Annotated in this window: 18 protein-coding genes and 1 riboswitch; of the genes, 10 read left to right on the top strand and 8 right to left on the bottom strand. The window is 35.8% G+C overall.

The features are described from left to right. Nucleotides 1-13: 13 nt before the first annotated feature. Both yaaA and F598_RS0107440 read left to right on the top strand, forming a co-directional pair. Nucleotides 14-775: a peroxide stress protein YaaA gene (gene yaaA, locus F598_RS0107435; protein WP_019038407.1), complete on the top strand. Its 762-nt coding sequence runs from the start codon at nt 14-16 to the stop codon at nt 773-775. A 4-nt stretch (nt 776-779) separates the two neighbouring features. Further along, complete coding sequence (locus F598_RS0107440; protein WP_019038408.1) at nt 780-1,235, top strand: PH domain-containing protein; 456 nt, start codon at nt 780-782, stop codon at nt 1,233-1,235. On the opposite strand, the gene F598_RS0107445 is transcribed toward F598_RS0107440, so the two are convergent. Both F598_RS0107445 and F598_RS0107450 read right to left on the bottom strand, forming a co-directional pair. Further along, on the bottom strand, nt 1,220-1,579 hold the full coding sequence (locus tag F598_RS0107445) for a DUF779 domain-containing protein (protein ID WP_019038409.1): 360 nt from the start codon (nt 1,577-1,579) through the stop codon (nt 1,220-1,222). The genes F598_RS0107440 and F598_RS0107445 overlap by 16 nt on opposite strands. Before the next feature lie 103 nt (nt 1,580-1,682). Continuing rightward, a complete protein-coding gene (locus F598_RS0107450) occupies nt 1,683-3,182 on the bottom strand; it encodes an aldehyde dehydrogenase family protein (RefSeq protein ID WP_019038410.1) in 1,500 nt (499 codons plus the stop codon). A gap of 104 nt (nt 3,183-3,286) precedes the next feature. Between F598_RS0107450 and F598_RS0107455 the strand changes: the two genes are divergently transcribed. Continuing rightward, a complete protein-coding gene (locus tag F598_RS0107455; RefSeq protein ID WP_019038411.1) occupies nt 3,287-4,207 on the top strand; it encodes an AraC family transcriptional regulator in 921 nt (306 codons plus the stop codon). Nucleotides 4,208-4,324: 117 nt separating this feature from the next. Next, complete coding sequence (locus F598_RS0107460) at nt 4,325-5,740, top strand: MBL fold metallo-hydrolase (protein ID WP_019038412.1); 1,416 nt, start codon at nt 4,325-4,327, stop codon at nt 5,738-5,740. Nucleotides 5,741-5,781: 41 nt separating this feature from the next. On the opposite strand, the gene F598_RS0107465 is transcribed toward F598_RS0107460, so the two are convergent. Further along, on the bottom strand, nt 5,782-6,471 hold the full coding sequence (locus F598_RS0107465) for a phosphoadenylyl-sulfate reductase (RefSeq protein ID WP_019038413.1): 690 nt from the start codon (nt 6,469-6,471) through the stop codon (nt 5,782-5,784). A 107-nt stretch (nt 6,472-6,578) separates the two neighbouring features. Between F598_RS0107465 and ytxJ the strand changes: the two genes are divergently transcribed. Further along, nucleotides 6,579-6,989, top strand: a complete 411-nt coding sequence (ytxJ, locus tag F598_RS0107470) for a bacillithiol system redox-active protein YtxJ (RefSeq protein WP_019038414.1) — start codon at nt 6,579-6,581, stop codon at nt 6,987-6,989. Between the two features lie 3 nt (nt 6,990-6,992). Here the strand turns inward: ytxJ and F598_RS0107475 are convergent, their stop codons facing one another. Next, nucleotides 6,993-10,043: a T9SS type A sorting domain-containing protein gene (locus tag F598_RS0107475; protein WP_019038415.1), complete on the bottom strand. Its 3,051-nt coding sequence runs from the start codon at nt 10,041-10,043 to the stop codon at nt 6,993-6,995. 686 nt (nt 10,044-10,729) lie between these two features. Then, nucleotides 10,730-11,461 (bottom strand): bacteriorhodopsin-like, encoded by a 732-nt coding sequence (locus F598_RS0107480; RefSeq protein WP_026302583.1) that lies wholly within the window; start codon nt 11,459-11,461, stop codon nt 10,730-10,732. A gap of 135 nt (nt 11,462-11,596) precedes the next feature. Here F598_RS0107480 and F598_RS0107485 point away from each other — a divergent pair, with 135 nt between their 5' ends. Continuing rightward, nucleotides 11,597-12,454, top strand: coding sequence for a Brp/Blh family beta-carotene 15,15'-dioxygenase (locus tag F598_RS0107485; RefSeq protein WP_245539763.1), 858 nt, complete (start codon nt 11,597-11,599; stop codon nt 12,452-12,454). Here F598_RS0107485 and F598_RS0107490 read toward each other — a convergent pair. Genes F598_RS0107490 through F598_RS0107500 form a run of 3 tightly spaced genes read right to left on the bottom strand, consistent with a single transcriptional unit; the run spans nt 12,451 to nt 15,413 of the window. Further along, nucleotides 12,451-13,260 (bottom strand): ABC transporter ATP-binding protein, encoded by an 810-nt coding sequence (locus tag F598_RS0107490; protein WP_019038418.1) that lies wholly within the window; start codon nt 13,258-13,260, stop codon nt 12,451-12,453. The two genes, F598_RS0107485 and F598_RS0107490, sit on opposite strands and share 4 nt — an antisense overlap. A 1-nt stretch (nt 13,261) precedes the next feature. Then, nucleotides 13,262-14,284, bottom strand: a complete 1,023-nt coding sequence (locus F598_RS0107495) for a FecCD family ABC transporter permease (RefSeq protein ID WP_026302584.1) — start codon at nt 14,282-14,284, stop codon at nt 13,262-13,264. Further along, complete coding sequence (locus F598_RS0107500; protein ID WP_019038420.1) at nt 14,277-15,413, bottom strand: ABC transporter substrate-binding protein; 1,137 nt, start codon at nt 15,411-15,413, stop codon at nt 14,277-14,279. Before F598_RS0107500 ends, F598_RS0107495 begins: the two co-directional genes overlap by 8 nt. 113 nt (nt 15,414-15,526) lie before the next feature. Then, nucleotides 15,527-15,743: riboswitch (cobalamin riboswitch) on the top strand. Between the two features lie 34 nt (nt 15,744-15,777). On the opposite strand from F598_RS0107500, the gene F598_RS0107505 reads away from it, so the two are divergent. Genes F598_RS0107505 through F598_RS0107520 form a run of 4 tightly spaced genes read left to right on the top strand, consistent with a single transcriptional unit; the run spans nt 15,778 to nt 21,001 of the window. Further along, entirely contained in the window at nt 15,778-17,613 is a 1,836-nt protein-coding gene (locus F598_RS0107505; protein ID WP_019038421.1) for a TonB-dependent receptor plug domain-containing protein, read from the top strand. 2 nt (nt 17,614-17,615) lie between these two features. Continuing rightward, nucleotides 17,616-18,689: a YncE family protein gene (locus F598_RS0107510; RefSeq protein WP_019038422.1), complete on the top strand. Its 1,074-nt coding sequence runs from the start codon at nt 17,616-17,618 to the stop codon at nt 18,687-18,689. 30 nt (nt 18,690-18,719) lie between these two features. Then, a complete protein-coding gene (locus tag F598_RS14515; RefSeq protein ID WP_019038423.1) occupies nt 18,720-20,015 on the top strand; it encodes a T9SS type A sorting domain-containing protein in 1,296 nt (431 codons plus the stop codon). Nucleotides 20,016-20,017: 2 nt separating this feature from the next. Continuing rightward, on the top strand, nt 20,018-21,001 hold the full coding sequence (locus F598_RS0107520) for a T9SS type A sorting domain-containing protein (RefSeq protein WP_019038424.1): 984 nt from the start codon (nt 20,018-20,020) through the stop codon (nt 20,999-21,001). Nucleotides 21,002-21,109: the final 108 nt, after the last annotated feature.

Raw genomic sequence — 21,109 nt, forward strand, 5'->3', positions numbered from 1 at the left:
TTTTAAACAAAAAATGAAATTTATAGTTTCCCCAGCTAAATCCTTAAATCAAGAGGATAAATTACCAACTGATAAAAATACGAAACCTATTTTTGAAGACTTAGCTGCTCAAATCAATAGAAAATTAGCCCGGTTTACCAAAGACGAAATCGCTGAATTGATGAGTATAAGCGATAAGCTTGCTGATCTAAATTATGGACGCTACCAAGATTTTGAAGAGCAGCATACCATAAAAAATTCAAGGCCTGCCATTTATATGTTTGATGGTGATGTGTATTCCGGTATCGATGCTTATAGTATTCCAACTGATAAAATTGATAAGCTACAGAAATCCTTGAGGATTTTATCAGGTATGTATGGCCTTTTAAGACCTTTAGATTTAATTCAGCCATACAGGCTAGAAATGGGAACAAAGTTACCGATTGAATCCAATGATGATCTATATGAGTTATGGAAAGAGAAAATCACTCATCAGCTCAATTCAGAATTAGAAAATGATGAAATGCTTATCAATTTAGCTAGTCAGGAGTATTTTAAAGCTGTTGACCAAGAAAAACTAGACGCTAAAATTATTTCGCCAGTATTTAAAGATTTTAAAAATGGAAAATTGAAAATCATCAGTTTTTACGCCAAAAAAGCAAGAGGTTCCATGGTGAGGTATTTGTTGGATAAAGATATTGAAACCTTAGAGGGTTTGAAAGGTTTTGATTACGATAACTACCATTATTCTGAAGAACACACCAAAAGTGATGATGAACCCGTTTTTATAAGATAATTCTATGAAATTTACCACAAGAAGAGATATTACATTTAAGCTAATATTTGCCGCAATATCTCTTCTGCTTTTTATTTTGATTGCAGAGAGTTTTCTCTTTAGAGAATTTTCAGAGAGTTATGTTCTTGTATTCGATTCTATAGTAGGTGTAATCTGGATGTTTATTATCTGGATCTATATAGATACCAGCTATTATATTTCAGATGAATACCTGGTTTACAGAAGTGGACCAATTTATGGTAAAATTTCATTAAAAACCATCAAGAAAATTATTGTGGATAAAACTGCATGGTCTGGCAGTAAAAAAGTAGGATTAGCAAGACATGGACTTTTGATTGAATACGGACTAGAGAAGGAATTATATATATCCCCTAAAACCAATACTACATTTGTTGATTATATAAAGACTAAAAATCCAAATATCAAAATAGAACAATATGAACGCTATATTGTAAAATGAGCTTCCTCTTCTTTGCTGAGTAATCTGGATTGAATGATAAACCGATAGCCTTCAGGAATCTCTAACGAAAAACTTGATCCTCTTCCTTCAGTAATATCTACTGTTAGGTGGGTGTGTTTCCAGTATTCAAACTGAGCTTCATTCATATAAAAGTTTACTCCTCCAACTTCCCCCAATAAGACGTCAGAATCATCCAGATAAAAATCTTCTTTTGGTAGTAGCATGGGAGAAGAACCATCACAACACCCACCGCTTTGGTGAAAGATGACTTCCCCATGTTTAGATTTCAATTCGTTTAAAACTTTTTCTGCTTTTTCGGTTATGTCTACACGTGTGTATTTCATTTAAAAGATTTATTTAAAAAAGACACCTTTAAATTTGAACTAGTGCTGAAGTTTCAAAGCTCATGATTTTAAAGGTGTCTGAGTTTATAATACTTGCATAATTTTAAAAGAATCCTAACTTATTCTTATCATAAGAAATCAGCATATTTTTAGATTGACGATAGTGATTGAGCATCATTAAATGATTCTCACGTCCAAATCCAGATTTTTTATAGCCACCAAAGGGGGCGTGTGCTGGATAATCATGATAGCAATTTACCCAAACTCGGCCAGCTTTTATGGCTCTTGGAATTTGATACATCTGATGGGCATCTCTGGTCCAAACGCCAGCACCAAGACCATAAAGAGTGTCGTTTGCAATTTCTAAAGCTTCGGCTTCATCTTTAAACTTACAGACTGCCAGCACAGGTCCAAAAATTTCTTCCTGAAAGACCCTCATTTTATTATGGCCTTCTAGAATAGTAGGTTGTACGTAAAATCCTTCAGCATATTCTCCACTAGCTTTAAAAGCTTCCCCACCACAGAGAACTTTAGCTCCTTCCTCTTTACCAATGTGCATGTAAGATAAGATTTTCTCATATTGATCATTGGAGGCTTGGGCGCCTACCTGTGTATTCATATCAAAAGGATCTCCTTGAGTAATGGCTTTAGTTCGTTTAATGACCCTTTCCATGAACTTGTCATAGATGTCCTCCTGAACTAAAAGCCTCGAAGGGCAGGTACATACTTCTCCCTGATTGAAAGCGAAGAGTACAGCGCCTTCGATACATTTGTCTAAGAATTCATCATCATGATCCATCACCGAGTTAAAGAATATATTAGGCGATTTACCACCAAGTTCCATGGTTACGGGATTTAAATTTTTGGAGGCATACTGCATGATCAGCTGTCCTGTAGTGGTTTCACCTGTAAAGGCAACTTTATTTACTCTTGAGCTGGATGCTAAAGGTTTTCCTGCTTCTGGGCCAAAGCCATGAATAACATTTAAGACTCCAGGCGGTAATAAATGACCAATTTTTTCCATTAAAAAAGTGGCAGAACTGGGAGTTTGTTCTGCTGGTTTTAGAACAATGCAATTTCCAGAGGCTAGGGCAGGGGCGACCTTCCAGGTAAGCATTAGCATGGGGAAATTCCATGGTATAATTTGAGCAACCACACCTAGTGGCTCATTGATAATTAATGATAAAGTATTTTCATTTAGTTCTGTTGCACTGCCTTCTTCAGCTCTAATTGCTGATGCAAAATATCTAAAATGATCTATCGCCAGAGGAATATCTGCGTTTACAGTTTCCCTTATGGCTTTACCATTGTCGTAAGTGTCAATTGCAGCAAATTCATTTAAATTTTCTTCAATAACATCGGCTATTTTTTGAAGTATTGATGCTCTATGGGCCGCTGAAGTACTGCCCCAGGATTCTTTAGCGGCATTAGCTGCCTCAATTGCCTTGTCAACATCTTCCTTTTGTGATCTTGGATATTTGGCGATTAACTGATTGTTGGTTGGCGAAGTATTTTCAAAATATTGTCCTCCAAGGGGTTCCACGAACTCTCCATTGATGTAATTTCCATACTTTTCTTTGAATTTCGGCTTTGAGTGATTCATAATATACTATATTTAAAAATTAGAATTAGTTAAAATTAAAGGATAACTATTGATTAATATATAATAATTCTATTTTTAATTATCATTATCCTATTTATTTAAGAATGACAGAACCTATAAGCTTACAACATCACAGGAACTTAAGGCGAATAGAAACCCTTGTAGAAAATAGAACCATCTATTCTGCTGAATTTGCTGAGATGAATATTTATGAGACTCATCAAAAAGCCGAACGAGTGTATCTGGAGTTTGATATTCCTATCATTGCAAGCATGATATCAGGTCGAAAAGTCATGCACCTTGAAGATAAGGCCACCTTTGATTTTCTTCCTGGAGAATCTGTCGTACTTCCGTCCAAAAAGAAAATGATTATAGATTTTCCTGAAGCTACGTTGGACTCACCAACCCAATGCATGGCCTTAGGTATAGATTCTCAAAAAATAGAAGAAACCATCGAAGTTTATCAAAATGCAACGGGTTTAGATGAGCAATTCGCTTTGAGTAATCAGCTTAACCTGTCTCCATTACACCTCAATAATAATTTAGACATTCAACAACTTGTCGATAAGCTTTTAAGAACTTTTACAAGTGGACACAAGTCCAAAGATGCGCTTTTGGATGTCATGATAAAGGAATTGATCCTACGGCTTCTTCAGACCAACGCCAGAGCTGCATTGATCGATGAAACTAAATGTCTGTTTGATAATAATCGAATAGCTTTGGTGCTGAAATATATCCGCGAGCATTATAGAAATGACATCAGCGTTGATGATCTTGCTGACATCGCCTGTATGAGTTCATCTCATTTTTATAAAACCTTTAAAAATACATTAGGGGAAACACCTATGGAATATCTCAATAGTGAACGGTTGAAGCAGGCTAAGAAAATGATAAGAACGTCAACTTCTAAACTTTCAGAAATCGCGTATGCCTGCGGATTTAACAGTTCGAGTTATTTCAACACACAATTCAAAAAACAGGAAGGGATGACTCCCAGTCAGTTCAGAAAAACGATACTAGATTAGAATACAAAAACTGATATTTGTCATATCTGTCTCATATTGAGCTTGTTTTGTAACTTTTGTTTCTTATAGCATTCTGCAATACTTCTATTTTAGCTTCATAATTTAAAATTAAGAGTTATGAAAGTTGAACAAATTTATACAGGATGTATTGCCCACGCTGCTTATTATATAGAGAGCAATGGAGAAGCTGCGATTTTTGACCCACTAAGAGAAGTACAGCCCTACATAGACAAAGCAACAGAAGATGATGCTAAAATTAAATATGTCTTTGAAACGCATTTTCATGCCGATTTTGTGAGTGGTCACCTAGACTTAGCAAAAAAGACAGGTGCTCAGATTGTCTATGGTCCTACAGCAAAACCTAGTTTTGAGGCCGTTATAGCAAAAGATAATCAAGAATTTGAAGTTGGAGAGTATACCATCATAGCCATCCATACTCCAGGTCATACTATGGAATCTACAACTTACCTGTTAGTTGATGAAAAAGGTAAACATCACGGGATCATTACCGGTGATACGCTATTTATAGGTGATGTTGGTCGACCAGATTTAGCACAGCACGTCATAGCCGACCTTACTGAAGAAAAACTAGCAGCTCACCTTTACGATTCATTACGCAACAAAATTATGCCTTTAGCAGATGATTTAATTGTGTATCCTAATCATGGAGCTGGCAGTGCCTGTGGCAAGATGATGAGTAAAGAAACAACCGATACACTTGGTAATCAAAAGCAAACTAATTATGCTTTAAGGCCGGATATGACCAAGGAAGAGTTCATCAAGGAACTACTAGATGGTCTTGCGCCTCCTCCGGGCTATTTCCCAAAAAATGTATTGATGAATATTCAAGGCTATGAAAGTATAGACGATATTATAGAACGTGGAGAACAACCTTTAAATCCCGATGCCTTTGAAGCTGCTGCTAATGAAACTATGGCTTTGGTTCTAGATACGAGAGAAGCCAAAGATTTTCACAAGGCATTTATTCCTAACAGTATAAACATTGGATTGGATAATAATTTTGCTCAATGGGTAGGTGAGCTTATACCAGATATCAAACAACAAATATTATTGGTGACAGACCCTGGAAAAGAGGAGGAAAGCATTATACGATTAGCTAGAGTCGGTTACGATCACGCCATAGGGTATTTAAATGGTGGAATGAAGGCCTGGATCGAGGAAGGTAAAGAAATAGACAGCATTAATAGGATGACTGTGAACGAACTCGAAAAAGAGCTGAAAACCAATTCAGTAAAGGTGTTTGATGTGAGAAAGAAAAGTGAATACCAGTCTCAGCATCTTAAAGGCGCTGAAAACACACCTCTAAATGAAATTAATAAACATCTCGCAGAATTTCCAAAAGAGAAGTTTGTAATCCATTGTCAAGGAGGCTACAGAAGTATGATAGCGGCTTCAATTTTAAAACAAAGAGGAATAGATAATGTGGTTGATGTGATAGGAGGTTTTGATGGTATTTTAGAAAACGAAGCTATTCTAAAAACAGATTATGTTTGCCCTTCAACGTTGCTCTAAACATAACTTCTCAATAAAAAAGCTCCTTTAAGGGGCTTTTTTTATAGGTGAAGACCACATTCAGTTTTAGGGTTGTTGTTCCATCTTCCACTTCTGTCATCACCAGGAACTGTGCAATGCTTACATCCAATGGAATGATATCCTTGACTTACTAAAGGATGGAAAGGGAGCTTATGTTTTTTTATAAAATCATCTCTTTCCTGTTTAGTGACATCCAAAAGAGGGTAAAACTTTAAAATCTCACCACGTTGTTCAAATATGTCTAATGAGCTTCTATGATCACTTTGCCATTCCATCAACCCTGAGACCCAAACGGTATACTTGTTTTTAATAACCTCTAGAGGTTTAACTTTGTTGATAGAGCAACAGAAATCTGGATTCTTGGTCCAGGTTTTATCTTTAGAAGTAAACTCGTGTTCGTGTGTTAATGCACTCACGGATTTCACATTCAAGTTGTAGGTTTCTGTAAGCTGCTGCTTATAACTCAGAGTTTCATCAAAGTGATAACCTGTATCTATAAAATAGATAATTTGGTCGGTATTCACTTCAGAAAAAAGCTTGAGCAAAAAAGCAGATGTCGCAGCAAATGAGCTTGTCACCATGATTTCTGCTTGGTCGAAATCCTCATAAAGAGTTTTTATGCGATCAATTAAACTTAATGATTTATATTTTTTATTTAAATCTTTTATTTCTTGATTGGAAATAATTCTCTTTTCTGCAATTTCGCTCATTCTAAGACTAGATGTTTTCACATCGCGAATATAAGTATCTGTTTGCTTTTAGGCTTAAGTTTGGATTGATAACTTTGACTACCAATTTTGGAATTAAAAATTAAACTATGGGATTATTTAGCAAGTTGTTTAATACTCAACCTTCTTTAGATGAAAATGATTCAGCTCAGTTTGCCGTGACCTGGAAGAAATTAGAAAATACATCTCAATTGGATGCTGTCGAAGAACTCTCTAAAGAAAAATTTGTGGCGATTTTCAAGCACTCTGTAACTTGTGGCATCAGTCATATGGTTTGGCATCAATTTCAAAACGAAATTGACTTTAATAATGACCATATCGAAATGCTTTACTTAGATCTATTAGCCCATCGTGATGTGTCTAATGAAATTGCCAGACGATTTCAGGTTCTTCATCAATCCCCACAATTAATTATTATAAAAGATGGAGAAGTAGTGCATCATGCTTCGCATTCAGCCATAAGAATTTCCAATATAAGAAAGCTTTTGGAGGAGCATTGATATTTAATTGATCACTAACTTCTGAGTTGACATTTGTGCGTTATGATTCAATTTGACTAAATAAACACCAGACCTAAGACTTGCTGTATTTAATTTTACCTCTGTAGTGGAAATTCTATCTATAGGAACCTCCATTAGTCGACCAGTTAAACTGTAGACTTCTACATCAAGATTTTGTGCTAAACTATCATCATGCGTAAGGTATGTTGTACCTGCTGTTGAAGGGTTAGGATACAACTGAATGTTATACTTTAATTGATTATCTTCTGTGGCTAATGTTACCGGCTCGAACATTATTTCAAACCTATTGGAGGCTTTTGATTCTGAAATAGCTTGATTCACAGAAAACGAAATTCTGTTTTCATTAGCATCAAGTTTATGAATTTGACCTGTATAGTTATCTATAAAAAATACATCATAGGCTTGTGTATTTTTTAAGTTGATAGACATCGTGTAATCCTGTGAGGTATAATTACCAATCCAAAACTTAAGAGTTTCTTCTATTTCCGGGTATTTTCTTTTCTCAATTGCGAGATAATGTTCCGGATTGGAAACAATACTGAAAGATTCTTCATTATTCCAAACCTTGGTAGCGTCATTTTGATTTACATCATTTGAATAATGGTCACTAAATTTAAATCGAATGCCATCTACAACTTGATTATTTTCATTTTTAATAAGCGTTACATCAACCTTTCCTAATTCATCAACATTTGATGCAGATTTATTGAGCTTAGTCCTATTTATTTTATGTTGTTCTTTAAATACCAACTGAGGACGGTTCTGTTCACTTGCAGAATTCGCAGTTTCTATGAACACAGATTGGTTTGGCTGTATGTATCTAAAGTTTTCCGTATGGTTTGGACTGTTTCCTTGCATGGCAGGAATATATTCAACAGGATCAGCATCAAGATCTACAGTTACATAGCCACCTCTGGTTTGTAAAGAAGGAGACCAGGCATAATAAAAGTTTTGTTTTAGGTGAGCTGAACTTTCTTTAAGGGCTTTTTTCATATCAACCTGGGCTTGGTAGGGGTTCCCTATCAAAGTAAAACCATTTGGAGCTTTATTAAGCTGATCTGAAACATCAACATCACCAATTTTCAATTCTCCAATGGTTCTTAAGGTCGTAGATCCTGTATAAGCCGAATTATTAGAATATATATTCGTACTTCGATCACCTCTTACAAGTAAGCTATATCCTTTACCAGCTTCCAAATTGGTTTGATTGGTATTTGGTATTGCATTCCAACTGTTAGTATTAATATTCCAAGAAAATAAAGATGGATTTCCAGTAGGTGTCGCGTCAAATCCACCATTACCTTGTTTATTACCTGTAATGTGAGTTCCGTAACCTGGATTAGGGTTTTTGTTGTTATTGAAGTTATTGGATGTATTATTGACTCCTTCTTGCCAATTGTCTAGAATACTTGATTTGGAATTAACAGAGGAACTCAAGTATCTAAAGGCTCTGTTTGATTTTGATAAAAATTGTTCAACTCTTACGTTACCAATAATTCTTCCATTTTCCACTTCTGAAAGTATTGCTGTATGTGTAGAGTCTGATTTAAAAGTGATTAATCTATCATCACTTAAACTTCCATCATGGTGAGTAATAAGGTCGCCTTTGATGAGTTTGATCTCATCATAAATATATATTGCCCCTTCATTTAGACTTACTCCTTTAGAATTATCTAAAATTAGTGACTCTACAGGGGTGGTTTTGGTTAAAGAAATGGATTGTGCTTGAGAACCCTTAAAGGAAATACTCCCTTTTTTTGAGCTTAATTCACCTTCAACTTTCAATTCTCCCTTCAATTCTATTACTTCTCGGTTAGTAAGTTTTGCACCCTCTTTAATTAAAATATCAAATACTCTAAATTTTTTATCAATTATCGGTTGATTTGGGGTTTTTGGAATCAGGATACTACTCTTGTTTTTGACCTTACTTGACCAATTCTTATCATTTGAGGCATCAGATGATACAGTCCCTAACCAGACAACAATCTCATTGTTATTACCGCACCTGGTCTCTGTAATTTCTCCAATTAAATTCCAACTATTTGGAAGATCCTTTAGTTTTTTCACATAAATTGAGCTGGAGTTTTTCGCTGAAATGGTTCCTCCGTATCCTGATGCTTTATCTATCTCCAAACTGTTACAGCTAAAATCTGTTATTAACTCTCCTCGTAGAGTAAGGTCTTTAAATTTTGCGAGACCAAAAAAAGTTATGGAACTACCAGCATTCATTGTAGTTTTTCCCTGAAATTCAAGACCTGCATTGGCTTCAAGGGAGCCTCCCCAAAAATTGACGTCACCATCAACAACAAGGCTTGCATTCACTTCTGTAAAGGCCTCTGAGTTATTACTTACATATCCTTTTTTAAAACTAAGTGAGCCAGACAGTACTGATGAGTTGTTGTTGATCAATTTTTTGTCAAAACTAGCCTCGCCAGCAAGAATTAATACACCTCTATTGTCAAGATCTCCTCTAAAATTTGCCTCACCCAAAGATTCAAACGTCATCGCTGAGCTAATAGTTGTATAACCAGATTGATTTAATTCTAATCTAGATGAACTATCGTTGAAAAGATAGCCTGATCTAAAGTCACTGTAATTATTAATGAATAGTTCAGCAGTATTTAAATTATGTAATGACCCACCCTGAAAACTAAATTTGGATTCTAGAGTTCCATAATTAAAGACTTCAGAATCTTCGTCGATAAGTAAGGACTGACCATAGTCAAATACACCGTAATTATAAATCGTTTTAGATCCTTCAAAATTTAGACCCCTCGACTCAAATTTCACTTCTTCACCTACGCAAAGCTGAATGTTATCGCCTAATTGATTCCAATTTAATTTGTAGGTAAATTTTCCTTTAAAACAAACAACTTTATCTCTGGATTCATCGAAGTTATTATAAGGAAAATTTTGATTTTTACTGGTGATAGTTACATCACATTCACAATCGGATTCTAAAGACTGAGCAAACACATTAGCACTGCTAAATACTCCCAGAAACAGTATTAAAATGAATGAATAAATTCTCATGTTTGAAATTTTTTGCAAAACTATTTTCAAACATTGATTCCATATTAACCTATATTGCTAATACTTTTTTTTTAGTGCTGATTTTAATTAAATTTTTGCATTATTGAAGTCCTGTCGTTAATGGGCTTGTAGTATAATTTCTACTATAATATAAGCTTATATAGCCATTAGAATTGCCAAATACTTCAAAACAATCTAAAAAAGCAACTTTGATTAAAAGTGCTAAAAAAAATGCATAGTTTATTGATTTTATATTATCCTAAAAGTTGATCTTGATATTTACGCCCTTTTGTAATTATTTCAACTGTTTTGAAGATTTTTAAATAGGATGAAATTGAATTGTTAGAAGACTTTTAGGATACTTTTCATTTCATTAAGTCGAGGAGAAAGAGTAACTACTGTCGTTGACAGTTTATATAGTATAGCTTTTCATGAACTAAAATAATTAGATAATATTTAATTCGAATTCATTGTCGGTTTTTATCAAACCGCTCCAATTTTTACGAGTCGCTCAATAAGATTGGTTAAAGAAGCATATTAATCAGATTTTATATTCATAAATCACTCAGTCTAAAGCATCAGTATTACCTATTCTAAATTACTAATGGCAACTATAAAATTGAATTTCTACAAATAAAAAAGCCGAATCTTTATGATTCGGCTTTGTGAATATTATAGATTTAATATTACTCAGAAGATTTTACAGCTAAAGAATAAATTACTAAACCAAATCCAATTTTGTTAATGGCATCACCAATGTTGTATACAACATCCATGAAAGAGGCATCAACTCCGAAGTCAAATCCAAATAATCCACCTGGAGTACCTAAAATATAACCTATTGGATAGATAGCCCATCCTACAAGAACGAACCAACATAAGATGTTATGTGCTTTAAGGACTTGACCACCAGCAGACTCTGCCAATTTTTTCGCTTCACCGAACCATATCATGTATACGATTACGAAATAAGCAATACCAGAAGCAAGACCCCACTGCCAAGAATACTCAGGTTGAACAGCTTCTCCAAAGTAACCTGTCACAAGCATCACAACAGACCAGAAAATTAATTTCCACATTAGACCAACTTTTGCACCAGCTACTCTTAAGATGAGGAAGAATTCAACACACATTAGAGGAACGGTTAAGACCCAGTCTACATATCTAAAGAAGGTAGGCGATTCTCCGAATGCATCCCAGTAATCTCTCATGTAGAAGTAGTGAACTGCTGCAATAAAGGTAATTAAACCTGATACTAAAACTGATGTTCTCCACTTTTTATCAAATTGACTTAATGATAAAAAGAAAAAGGCAGATGCTGCCATCATGGCCATACTACCTACAAAAAAAGTAAAACCAACGTAGTCGTCATTTGCGAGCTTTGAAACGTCGGCCAATAAGTACATAAAAGTTCTCATAGCATTAAAATGTTTAAGTTTGTTTACCCAAATGTAGGAATAAATTAAACATGAAATTTTACTTTTAAGATATTTTTTGATTTATTTTTGTAGTATATGAAAGTTATTCGAGAAAATTTTTACAATTACATAATAGTGTTAAGTTTATTAGCCTTAGTTGCCTCAACAGCACTAAAGTCTGAAATTCTTCAAGTTATAGCCTTAATGGGCATATTTAGTTTTGGTATTTTACATGGATCTAACGATCTTTTTGTTCTTCAACACTTAAAGCAAAACAATCAACAAAATAATTTTTTAAAAGCTTTAATTTCATATTTGGGTGTTGTATTAGGCTTCGTCGCCATATTTTATTTTATTCCTTTAGTTGCGTTAATAGCATTTGTTAGCATAAGTGCTTATCATTTTGGTGAACAACACTTTCATCATCAAATCAAAAAACAGAAGTCTACTTTAGCATCACTATTCTATTTTATGTATGGAATATTAGTCTTATTTCTTCTGTTTTGTCTAAACCTAGTTGAGGTGATTACGATTATAGAAGATATGACAGGTTATACCGTACCACAACCTGTTTTTATATATACTCTTTTAACGTCGTCTATCTTAACTCTAGGTTTATACATTCAATTATTGAGGGACAATTCATCGCTTAAGAAAAGTATAGTTTCAAATCTTTTATATCTGGTTTTGTTTTCTGCATTGTTTTCAATTAGTAGCGTCATCTGGGGTTTTGCTACTTATTTTGTGCTTTGGCATAGTTTACCTTCTTTGAAAGATCAGGTTAATTCACTCTACGGTCAGTTTCACTGGGATAATTTTATAAAATATTTCAAAAGAGCTTTCCCTTATTGGTTAGCATCTATCATTGGTATGGCTTTGTTAGTGTACTTGTTTAAAGATTCCAAAAACTTTTTGTCCTTACTTTTTGCTTTTATAGCGGCCATAACCTTTCCTCATGTCTTTGTGATGAGAAAATTATTTGATCGAAACTAATCTTTTTCCACCTTCATTCTGAAGGTTCTGGAGTCTTCATCGAAGGTGATATAATCCTCAGGGAAAAGCGTATTGAAAGCACCTTTGGAGACCAATTCTGATGGGGTTCCGCATTCTACCTTTTCGTGATTGATCAATATGATTTTATCACAGAGCTGCAGGGCTAAATTGATTTCATGTGAGGCAAAAAGTATACTCTTTGAGGAGTTTTTTATAATCGATTTAAGCAACTTAAGCACATAGACTTTATGAAACATGTCTAAATGAGTTGTAGGCTCATCCATCAAAATTAAAGGCGTATCCTGAGCCAGAGCTCTGGCAATAAGAACCTTTTGGAATTGACCATCACTTAAAGCATCGCAGATTTTATCCTTTTTCTGAAATAAATCCACCTGAACTAATGCATTTTCAATAATTTTATGATCTTGGGTTGTTAAGTGGCCTAGCCAATTGGTGTAGGGGTGACGTCCCAAAGCTACCATTTCCAACACTGAAAGTTGTTTGGAAACCGGTTCATTGGTAAGAACCAAACTCAAAAGAGTTCCTAATTCTTTATGATCAATCTGAGACAGAGAGGTTTGATTGATGTTGATTTTACCCTTTAAAGTATTGAGCTGACCAGATAAGGATTTGAGTAAAGTTGATTTTCCTGAGCCATTTACTCCAATAATGGCAACAAGTTCTCCAGTCTGGACTTCAAAGTTGATGTTCTTGGCAATACTATGCACTTTGTGTCTGTCCTTATAGCCTATTTCTAGTGAATTGGCAGAAACTAAAGTTGATTGTGATGATGATTGAGAAGACATTTTAAAAGTTGAGTTTACGTTTTCTAAGCAATAACCAGATCACTACAGGTGCACCAAAAATAGAAGTAACCGCATTTATTGGAAGTGTATTTTCATTTCCAGGCAGTTGGGCTATAACATCGCAAGTCACCATCAGGATGGCACCTCCAATTATTACTGAAGGGAATAGGAGACGATGATCTTTACTCTGTAAAACCTGTCTTATGAGATGCGGAACGGCAAGGCCAACAAAAGCGATAGGACCAGCAAAAGCGGTAGCACTACCAGCCAATAAGGAAGTAGCTAGGATGATAAGCAATCTATTTCGTTTTAAATTCACTCCCATACTCTTAGCATAATTTTCTCCCAGCAATAAGGCATTCAGGTTTTTCAAGCACATCACAGTAAAACAAATGCCGATGAGCCAGCAGAGCGAAAAAATACCAACTTCCTCCCAGGATAAATTGCCTAAGCTGCCAAACGACCAAAACACGTAAAGCTGTAAATTTTCAGAACTGCTAAAGTAAGCCAAAACACTCACTACAGCAGAAGTTAGACTTGCCACCATTAAGCCGATGATAAGTAAAGTCATGGTATCTTTAACCCGTTGAGCGGTAGAAAGTACGACAAGCATCACCAATAAACTACCTGCGCTGGAGGCTAAAATAATGGCCCATTTAGAGAACATCATGTCCCCAATAAAACCACTCATGAGGCTTGCACCCATAATCAATATGGCAACTCCCAAACTTGCACCACTACTTAAACCTAAAACATAAGGACCTGCTAATGGATTTCTAAATAAAGTTTGCATTAAGAGACCGCTAACTGCCAGGCCTGATCCCACAAGTACTGCAGTAAGTGTTTTTGGGAGTCTATAATTGAAAACAATGTATTCCCAGGTAGAATTTTGGACTTCTAAACCCAAAAGACTCTTGAAAATATCTTCAACAGGTATAGAAACCGAACCTAAGGACAGACTTGTAACTATACTTAAGAGTAACACGCAGACTAGTAGAATATGATTTGTAATTGGTTTACTCAAGAGCTAAGGGCTTAAAAAATGTAAATCCTTCTTGCTGAAGCAATTCTGGATGAAAAATCTTGATCAAATCTTTCAGAATCAGATCTGGTCTATTGGGGCCAAGTTCATAAAACAAAACACCGCCGGTTTCACCAGTTGTGAGGCTCATGGTATAAATTTTTTGCTTCTGGAAGGCATCAAATTCAGTGTAGTGCGCATTGCTGTCTTCCATTTGAGCGTAAGAGATAAATGATCCGGGAGAAATCCAGAAGTCAGCCTCCTTTGCATCCTGAAGCACTTTTTCGAAAGAAAAAGCTGCGCTGCCCTTACCTTTGGTGTTTTTATAAATATAGTCGGCGTGGGCATCTTCAAATAATTGGGCTTGCCAGCTGCTGCCATAAGGTAAATACCAGCGGTCCTGATACATTGCTCCAGAAATGACACTTGGCTTGTGGTCTTGCTTTTTGGCAATAGCTTTGAGGCGAAGATAATCCTCTTCAACTTTTTTAAATGCTTTCTGAGCAGCCTCAAGTTCGCCTAAAAACGCACCAAAAAATTTGATCCATTCCGCTTTTCCAAGCACGTCTTTCTCCAGCCAGTCTCCGTTGTAAACTACAGGAATTCCTGATTTTTGAATTTGATTTAGAACCTTGTTTTGACCTTCAATGGCGAAACTAAAAACCACATCGGGATTTACAGAAAGAAGAATTTCAGTATTTAGGCTTTCATTTGTTCCCAACTCTTTGAGTTTTCCCTGGTCGATCAATTGGCGAGCTTCTTTAGAGGATATATAGTCCAGATTAGGAAATCCGACAAGTGAATTTATTTTGTTCAAAGTAATTAATGAGGGGATATGTGTGGTGGACGTTGTGACCAGTTTTTTAATTGGCAACTCAATGATTTCATCATAGGAGACTTCTTCAGGTATAGGTTCCTCTTTATTTAGAAGCAAATATTCTATTTCTTCTTGAGCGTCTTGCCAGGGTGAATGGACAATGACTTTTGAAAATCCATCGTACTCCAAAATCGAAAATCCATCAGCATAGTCAATTGGAACTTGAGTGACATTCAATTTGTCTTCTGAAGTTGTTTCAGCTTTTTTACAAGATAAAAAACACAATAAGGAGAACACAGCAATCCAAAGTCTCATAATAAGATCATTTTAAAACAAAAGTAGGATTAATTATTTTGATGCAATGCCATCAAAATTTTAGAATATCAAAATAAAATTCAATTCAACAAGCCTTTCTTTAAGAAAATTCTATTTTTGCAATGCATTTTGGTTCTCAAAGGTCGTTTTAGCCTTTGAAGATTAAAAGGGAATATCGTGAAATTCGAAAGCTGTTCCCGCAACTGTAAGCTTAGTACGTCCTAGACGTATGCTTTATTCCTCAACTTCAAAACCACTGTACGCTTTATGTGTATGGGAAGGTTGAATAAAGACGCGAGCCAGGAGACCTGCCTTAATGCATAAATTTTAAACAAAGACTTTCGGGATAAAAGTCTAGTGGTGTATGAAGCTATTGATAAGATCATTTGGTTTGATGGCTATCTTTTGTTGTTCTATTCAAGCTCAACAGGATTCCATCCAAAAGCTAGATGAAGTTGTTTTAAAAAAAACAATCTTCAAAGATTCCTCCTACACCAAAACCTATTCGATCTTAAGTGACAGTTTAATCGAAAGAAATCAAGCCTCATTAACCAATTTGCTCAATTTTAATTCTACGATCTACTTTAAGGAAAATGGTGCAGGCATGGTGTCATCGCCATCATTTAGAGGAACTACAGCATCCCAAACTGCAGTGCTTTGGAACGGAATCAATATCAATTCTCAAACCACTGGACAAACCGATTTTAATACAGTTGTAACCAGAGGATTTGACCAAATCATCATACAGCCTGGTGGAGGAGGAGTGGACGTAGGTAGTAATGCTATAGGAGGAACTATCGCCTTAGAGAACCGTATAGAATATAACACCGGTTTGCAAAATCAATTTTTACTTACGGGAGGAAGCTTCAATACCTATGGTTTAAACTATGATGGGCAATATTCCAACCAATCTTCATTCTTAGGCATACAGCTCTCTCATAACGCATCAGACAATGATTACCCATTTTTAGAATCAGATCGGATCAATGAAAATGGACAATACCAAAATAGTAACTTGGGACTAAATGCAGGATTTAAACTTTCTTCTTATGATGAGCTGAGGGTGTACTTCAATGTATTTGATGGTAAACGTCATTTTTCGCTACCCACCCCCAATGCGTTGCCAACCAAATATTACGATTTTAATACACGCAGTTTAGTAGAATGGATTAGTGATAAGGATGGTTTACAAAACAACATCAAAGCAGCTTATCTTACAGAAAATTATGAGTTTTATCCTAATATTGAACGGGATGTGTTTTCGTTTGGAGAAGTGCGCAGCTTTATTTTGAAACATAGCACTTTGTACGAGGTATCCAGCTCTATTTCGCTTATTGGTCGATTGAATTACATTCGCAACGATGGAACTGGGTCTGATATCGAATCTGAAACCAGAAATCTTGGTTCTGCCGTAGTTGGTCTTAAACATCAACTGTCTGACGATGTGATTTACGAAGTCAACTTGAGACAAGAGCTTAACCAAGATTTTGAAAATCCGTTTCTTTATTCTTTCGGAATTCAAGCCTCACTCTCTGATTTTTATGCCATTAAGGCCAATACTTCAAAGAGTTTCAGGATACCAACTTTCAATGATTTGTACTGGCAAGGTCTTGGGAATTCTGAGTTACTGCCAGAATTGTCTTACCAGGGCGAATTGTCTCATGTGTTTACTTGGAGCAAACAGCGGATCCAGTTGACGACCTACTACAACCAAGTAGAAAATTTGCTGAACTGGGTTCCAGATATTTCTGGAATATGGCGTCCTCAAAATACAGACGAAGTAGAAATTTATGGTCTAGAAGTGCTTACTCACTTAGAAAAACAATGGGGAGATCATGAAATAACTTTCGATCAGACTTACGCTTACACAGTATCAGAAAATAAGGCAACTGGTAATCAGTTGATTTACGTACCTTATCATAAAGTGACAGCAGCACTATCTTATAATCTTAGACGGTTTTCCGCATTTTACCAGCAATTGTATAACGGCCAGGTATTTACGACTACAGACAATGCCCAAGAACAAATACTTGGTGACTTTTCTGTTGCCAACATTGGTTTAGAATATGATTTAGGTAAAACTCAAAATTATGAGGTTGGAGTTCAGTTACTTAACCTTTGGAATGTAGCCTATCAAAGTGTCCAAAACCGACCTATGCCCGGACGAAACATTAATGCTTATGTCAATTTAACATTTTAACGATGAAGAATTTTAATTTAATAATTGTAGCTGCTCTTTCAATTTTATTTTGCAGTTGTTCCAATGAAGATCCCACGCTTCAAAACGACACGCCTGTTCCAGAAGGCGATTTTACAGATGGCTTTTTTGTGCTCAATGAGGGTGGTTTTACATACAATAATGCTTCTGTATCTTTTGTGAATGATCAAGGTGAAGTGTTCAACAACATATTTTCTTCAACTAACAATAGAAATCTTGGAGATGTAGCCCAAAGCATGAGCTTTTATGATGAACTAGCGCTTGTAGTGCTTAATTATTCCAACACCATCGAAGTCGTAAATCGATACACCTTCGAGTCTGTGGCTTCTATCGAAGATCAAATACTTAATCCACGTTATGCGAGCATTGTTGGAGATAAAGCTTATATCACCAATTGGGGCGACCCTACTGATATTGAAGATGACTACGTAGCCATTTTGGATTTAAATACGTTCACTATTCAAGAGAAAATTGAGGTCGTAGAAGGGCCAGAAAAAATCGTAGAAGCAGATGGTAAACTTTATGTTGCCCATAAAGGGGGGTGGGGTTATGGACATGAAATCTCTGTGATTGATCTTTCTACAAATACAGTACAATCCAAAATAGAAGTAAGCGATGTTCCTGATGGTATGTTGCATAGCGAAGGTTATTTGTATGTGTTAAGTTCTGGAAAGGCTAGTTGGACAGGGGAAGTTACGAAAGGAGGAATGTTTAAAATTAACACCAGCAACCTACAAATCGAGGAAGAGTTCGATTTTCCTGATGGAGATCACCCTAAGTTTTTGGTGGAATACGATAATTCTTTACACTATATCTTAGGGAGGGATATATTTCGTGTGGAACCATCTAATTTCAATTTGCCCAATTCACCATTTATATCCACTGCCGATCAAGATATTTCGGTACTATATGGGTTCAATATTCATAAGGACACCGTTTATGTAGCAGATGCTAAAGATTATGTTTCCAATGGTGAAGTGCATCTCTACAATACTTCAGGAGAACATCTTACTAAATACGGCGTACGTCTTATACCTAACGGATTTTATTTCAATTGATTTTAATATAAACCTTAAACAATAATTACCATGAAAAACAATTACTTAGGATTACTTTTAGTCATGTTGGCTTTGTTTCCATTCAAGAACATTGCGCAAACTTATAACGACGGCGTGTTCATTTTAAATGAAGGCAATTTTGGGGCTGGAAATGCTTCTGTATCATTCTTAAACGATAACGGCACACTATCAAATGGCATCTTTACCTCAGAAAATCCAGACTTACAGGTTGGTGATACTGCTCAAAGTATGGCTTTTAATGGAGAAGAGATCTATATTGTTGCCAACGGCAGCAATAGAATTACCGTGGTAGATAGACTTACATTTGCAGAGATTGCCACTATTGAAACTGGTTTAAACAATCCACGTTATGTCGCTTTCGACGAACAGTCGGCTTATGTTACTAACTGGGGTGATGGAACTGTCACGGACGATGATTTTGTAGCTGTTATCGATAGATCCACCTATCAAGTTACGGAAACTATTCCTATAACAGAAGGACCAGAGGAGATCTTGCGAAGTGGTAACAGTTTATTTGTAGCACACCAAGGGGGGTTCGGTTATGGAAATACCATCTCGGTGATAGATCTTTCTGATGCTAATAGTATTTCAGAAATCCAAACTGGCGACGTTCCTAATTCTCTCGAAATAGATGAGAATTTCCTATACGTATTATGCGGAGGTGTACCAGATTTTACTGGAAATCCAACTGCTGGAAAACTACAGAGATTCGATTTGAACGATTTTTCTAATGTAGTAGAATTCGATTTCGAAGTCTCTGATGGGCCTAACTTTTTAGAAGTTGAAAATGGGATAGCTTATTATGTCAATTCCAATTCTATATTTCGAGTTGAATTCAGCAGTGCATCGCTTCCTGAATCACCTTTTGTAGATACCTCTGGAAGTGGATTAGTGAATACGTATGGTATGGATTTTATTGATGATGTGTTTTATGTCGCAGATGCTAAAGATTTTGTAGCTGATGGTGAAGTCTTCACTTTTGATGCCTCTGGTAATTTTCAAACCAGTTATGCGGTAGGTAAATTGCCAATTTCTGTGTATAGATTTAATGCCGATAATCTGTCTATTGATGATAATCCAGCTTTGGTTAATCTTAGTTTGTATCCCAACCCTGCTCAAAATAGATTTTATTTAACCAATGCAGAAGACGCAACAGTAACAATTTATGATATGAATGGACGTTTGGTAGGCGATTTTACGTATTCAAACTCTGGAATCGGCATTTCTCAGCTCAATGCTGGTATATATGTCGTCAATATTAAAAAAGATGCTGGGTTTGCCACTAAAAAATTAATTATCGACTAATCATGAAATATTTAAACATCATTATAATCCTTTTATTCACTGCAAACCTTAAAGCCCAAAGCTATCCACCGCCAGCAGGACAGGAAGGTTCTACTGCAATACCTGCTGATAGTGATATTTTTCTGAGCTGGGCCACAGGTATCAACTTGGAGAGAGGTTTTGTGGACATAAGTAATCCAGATTTTGAAGATCAAGGCAGTAATCGCGCAAGTTTTGGGGAAGCCGAAGATGCTTTAGGAACCCCTACCAACACACCAGTAAGTTTTGGCGATGCGGGTGTTGCAATACTCACGTTTGACACTCCTATAGCTAATGGCAGCGGGTTTGATTTTGCGGTGTTTGAAAATGCATTTAGTGATACTTTTCTGGAATTAGCCTTAGTTGAAGTCAGTTCTGATGGAGAGAATTATTTCCGTTTTCCAGCTCATAGTGAAACCCAAACCGAAACTCAAGTGGGTGGCTTTGGTGCAGTAGATGCCAGATTTATAAATAACCTGGCTGGAAAATATAGAGCACTTTTTGGTACGCCTTTCGATTTAAGCGATTTGGATGAAGATCCATTACTGGACAAAAACAATATAACCCATGTGAAACTCATTGATGTGGTAGGAAGTATCGATCCAGAATTTGCAAGTTTTGATGCCTTCGGAAATGCGATAAATGATCCGTTTCCAACTCCTTTTTTTAGCGGTGGATTCGACTTGGACGCTATTGGTGTTATCAATCAGCAGACCTTAAGTCTTAGAGAAGAAGAACTTAATTCTATGACGATATATCCCAATCCTACGGCAGATTTTATTCAGATCAAAACTACCCAGCAAATCCAACGCATAGATGTGTACTCTAGAGCAGGTCGTTTGGTGAAGCAATTTGAAAATTCAGTCGATAAAGATCGATTCGATGTCTCAGATTTGCCTGTTGGCATGTATCTTATAAAAGTTTCCACAGATAGAAAATCTTCGTTATTAAAATTGATCAAAACATAAGGGCAGACCTTATTTCAATTCAAAAAGGCTTTAATAATAATTTATTAGAGCCTTTATTTTAAAACCACTTTAAGTCGTTAACATAAAATTTGTAATTTCGACTTACAA

The organism is Psychroflexus tropicus DSM 15496 (assembly GCF_000378765.1).
Classification (GTDB): Bacteria; Bacteroidota; Bacteroidia; order Flavobacteriales; family Flavobacteriaceae; genus Psychroflexus; species Psychroflexus tropicus.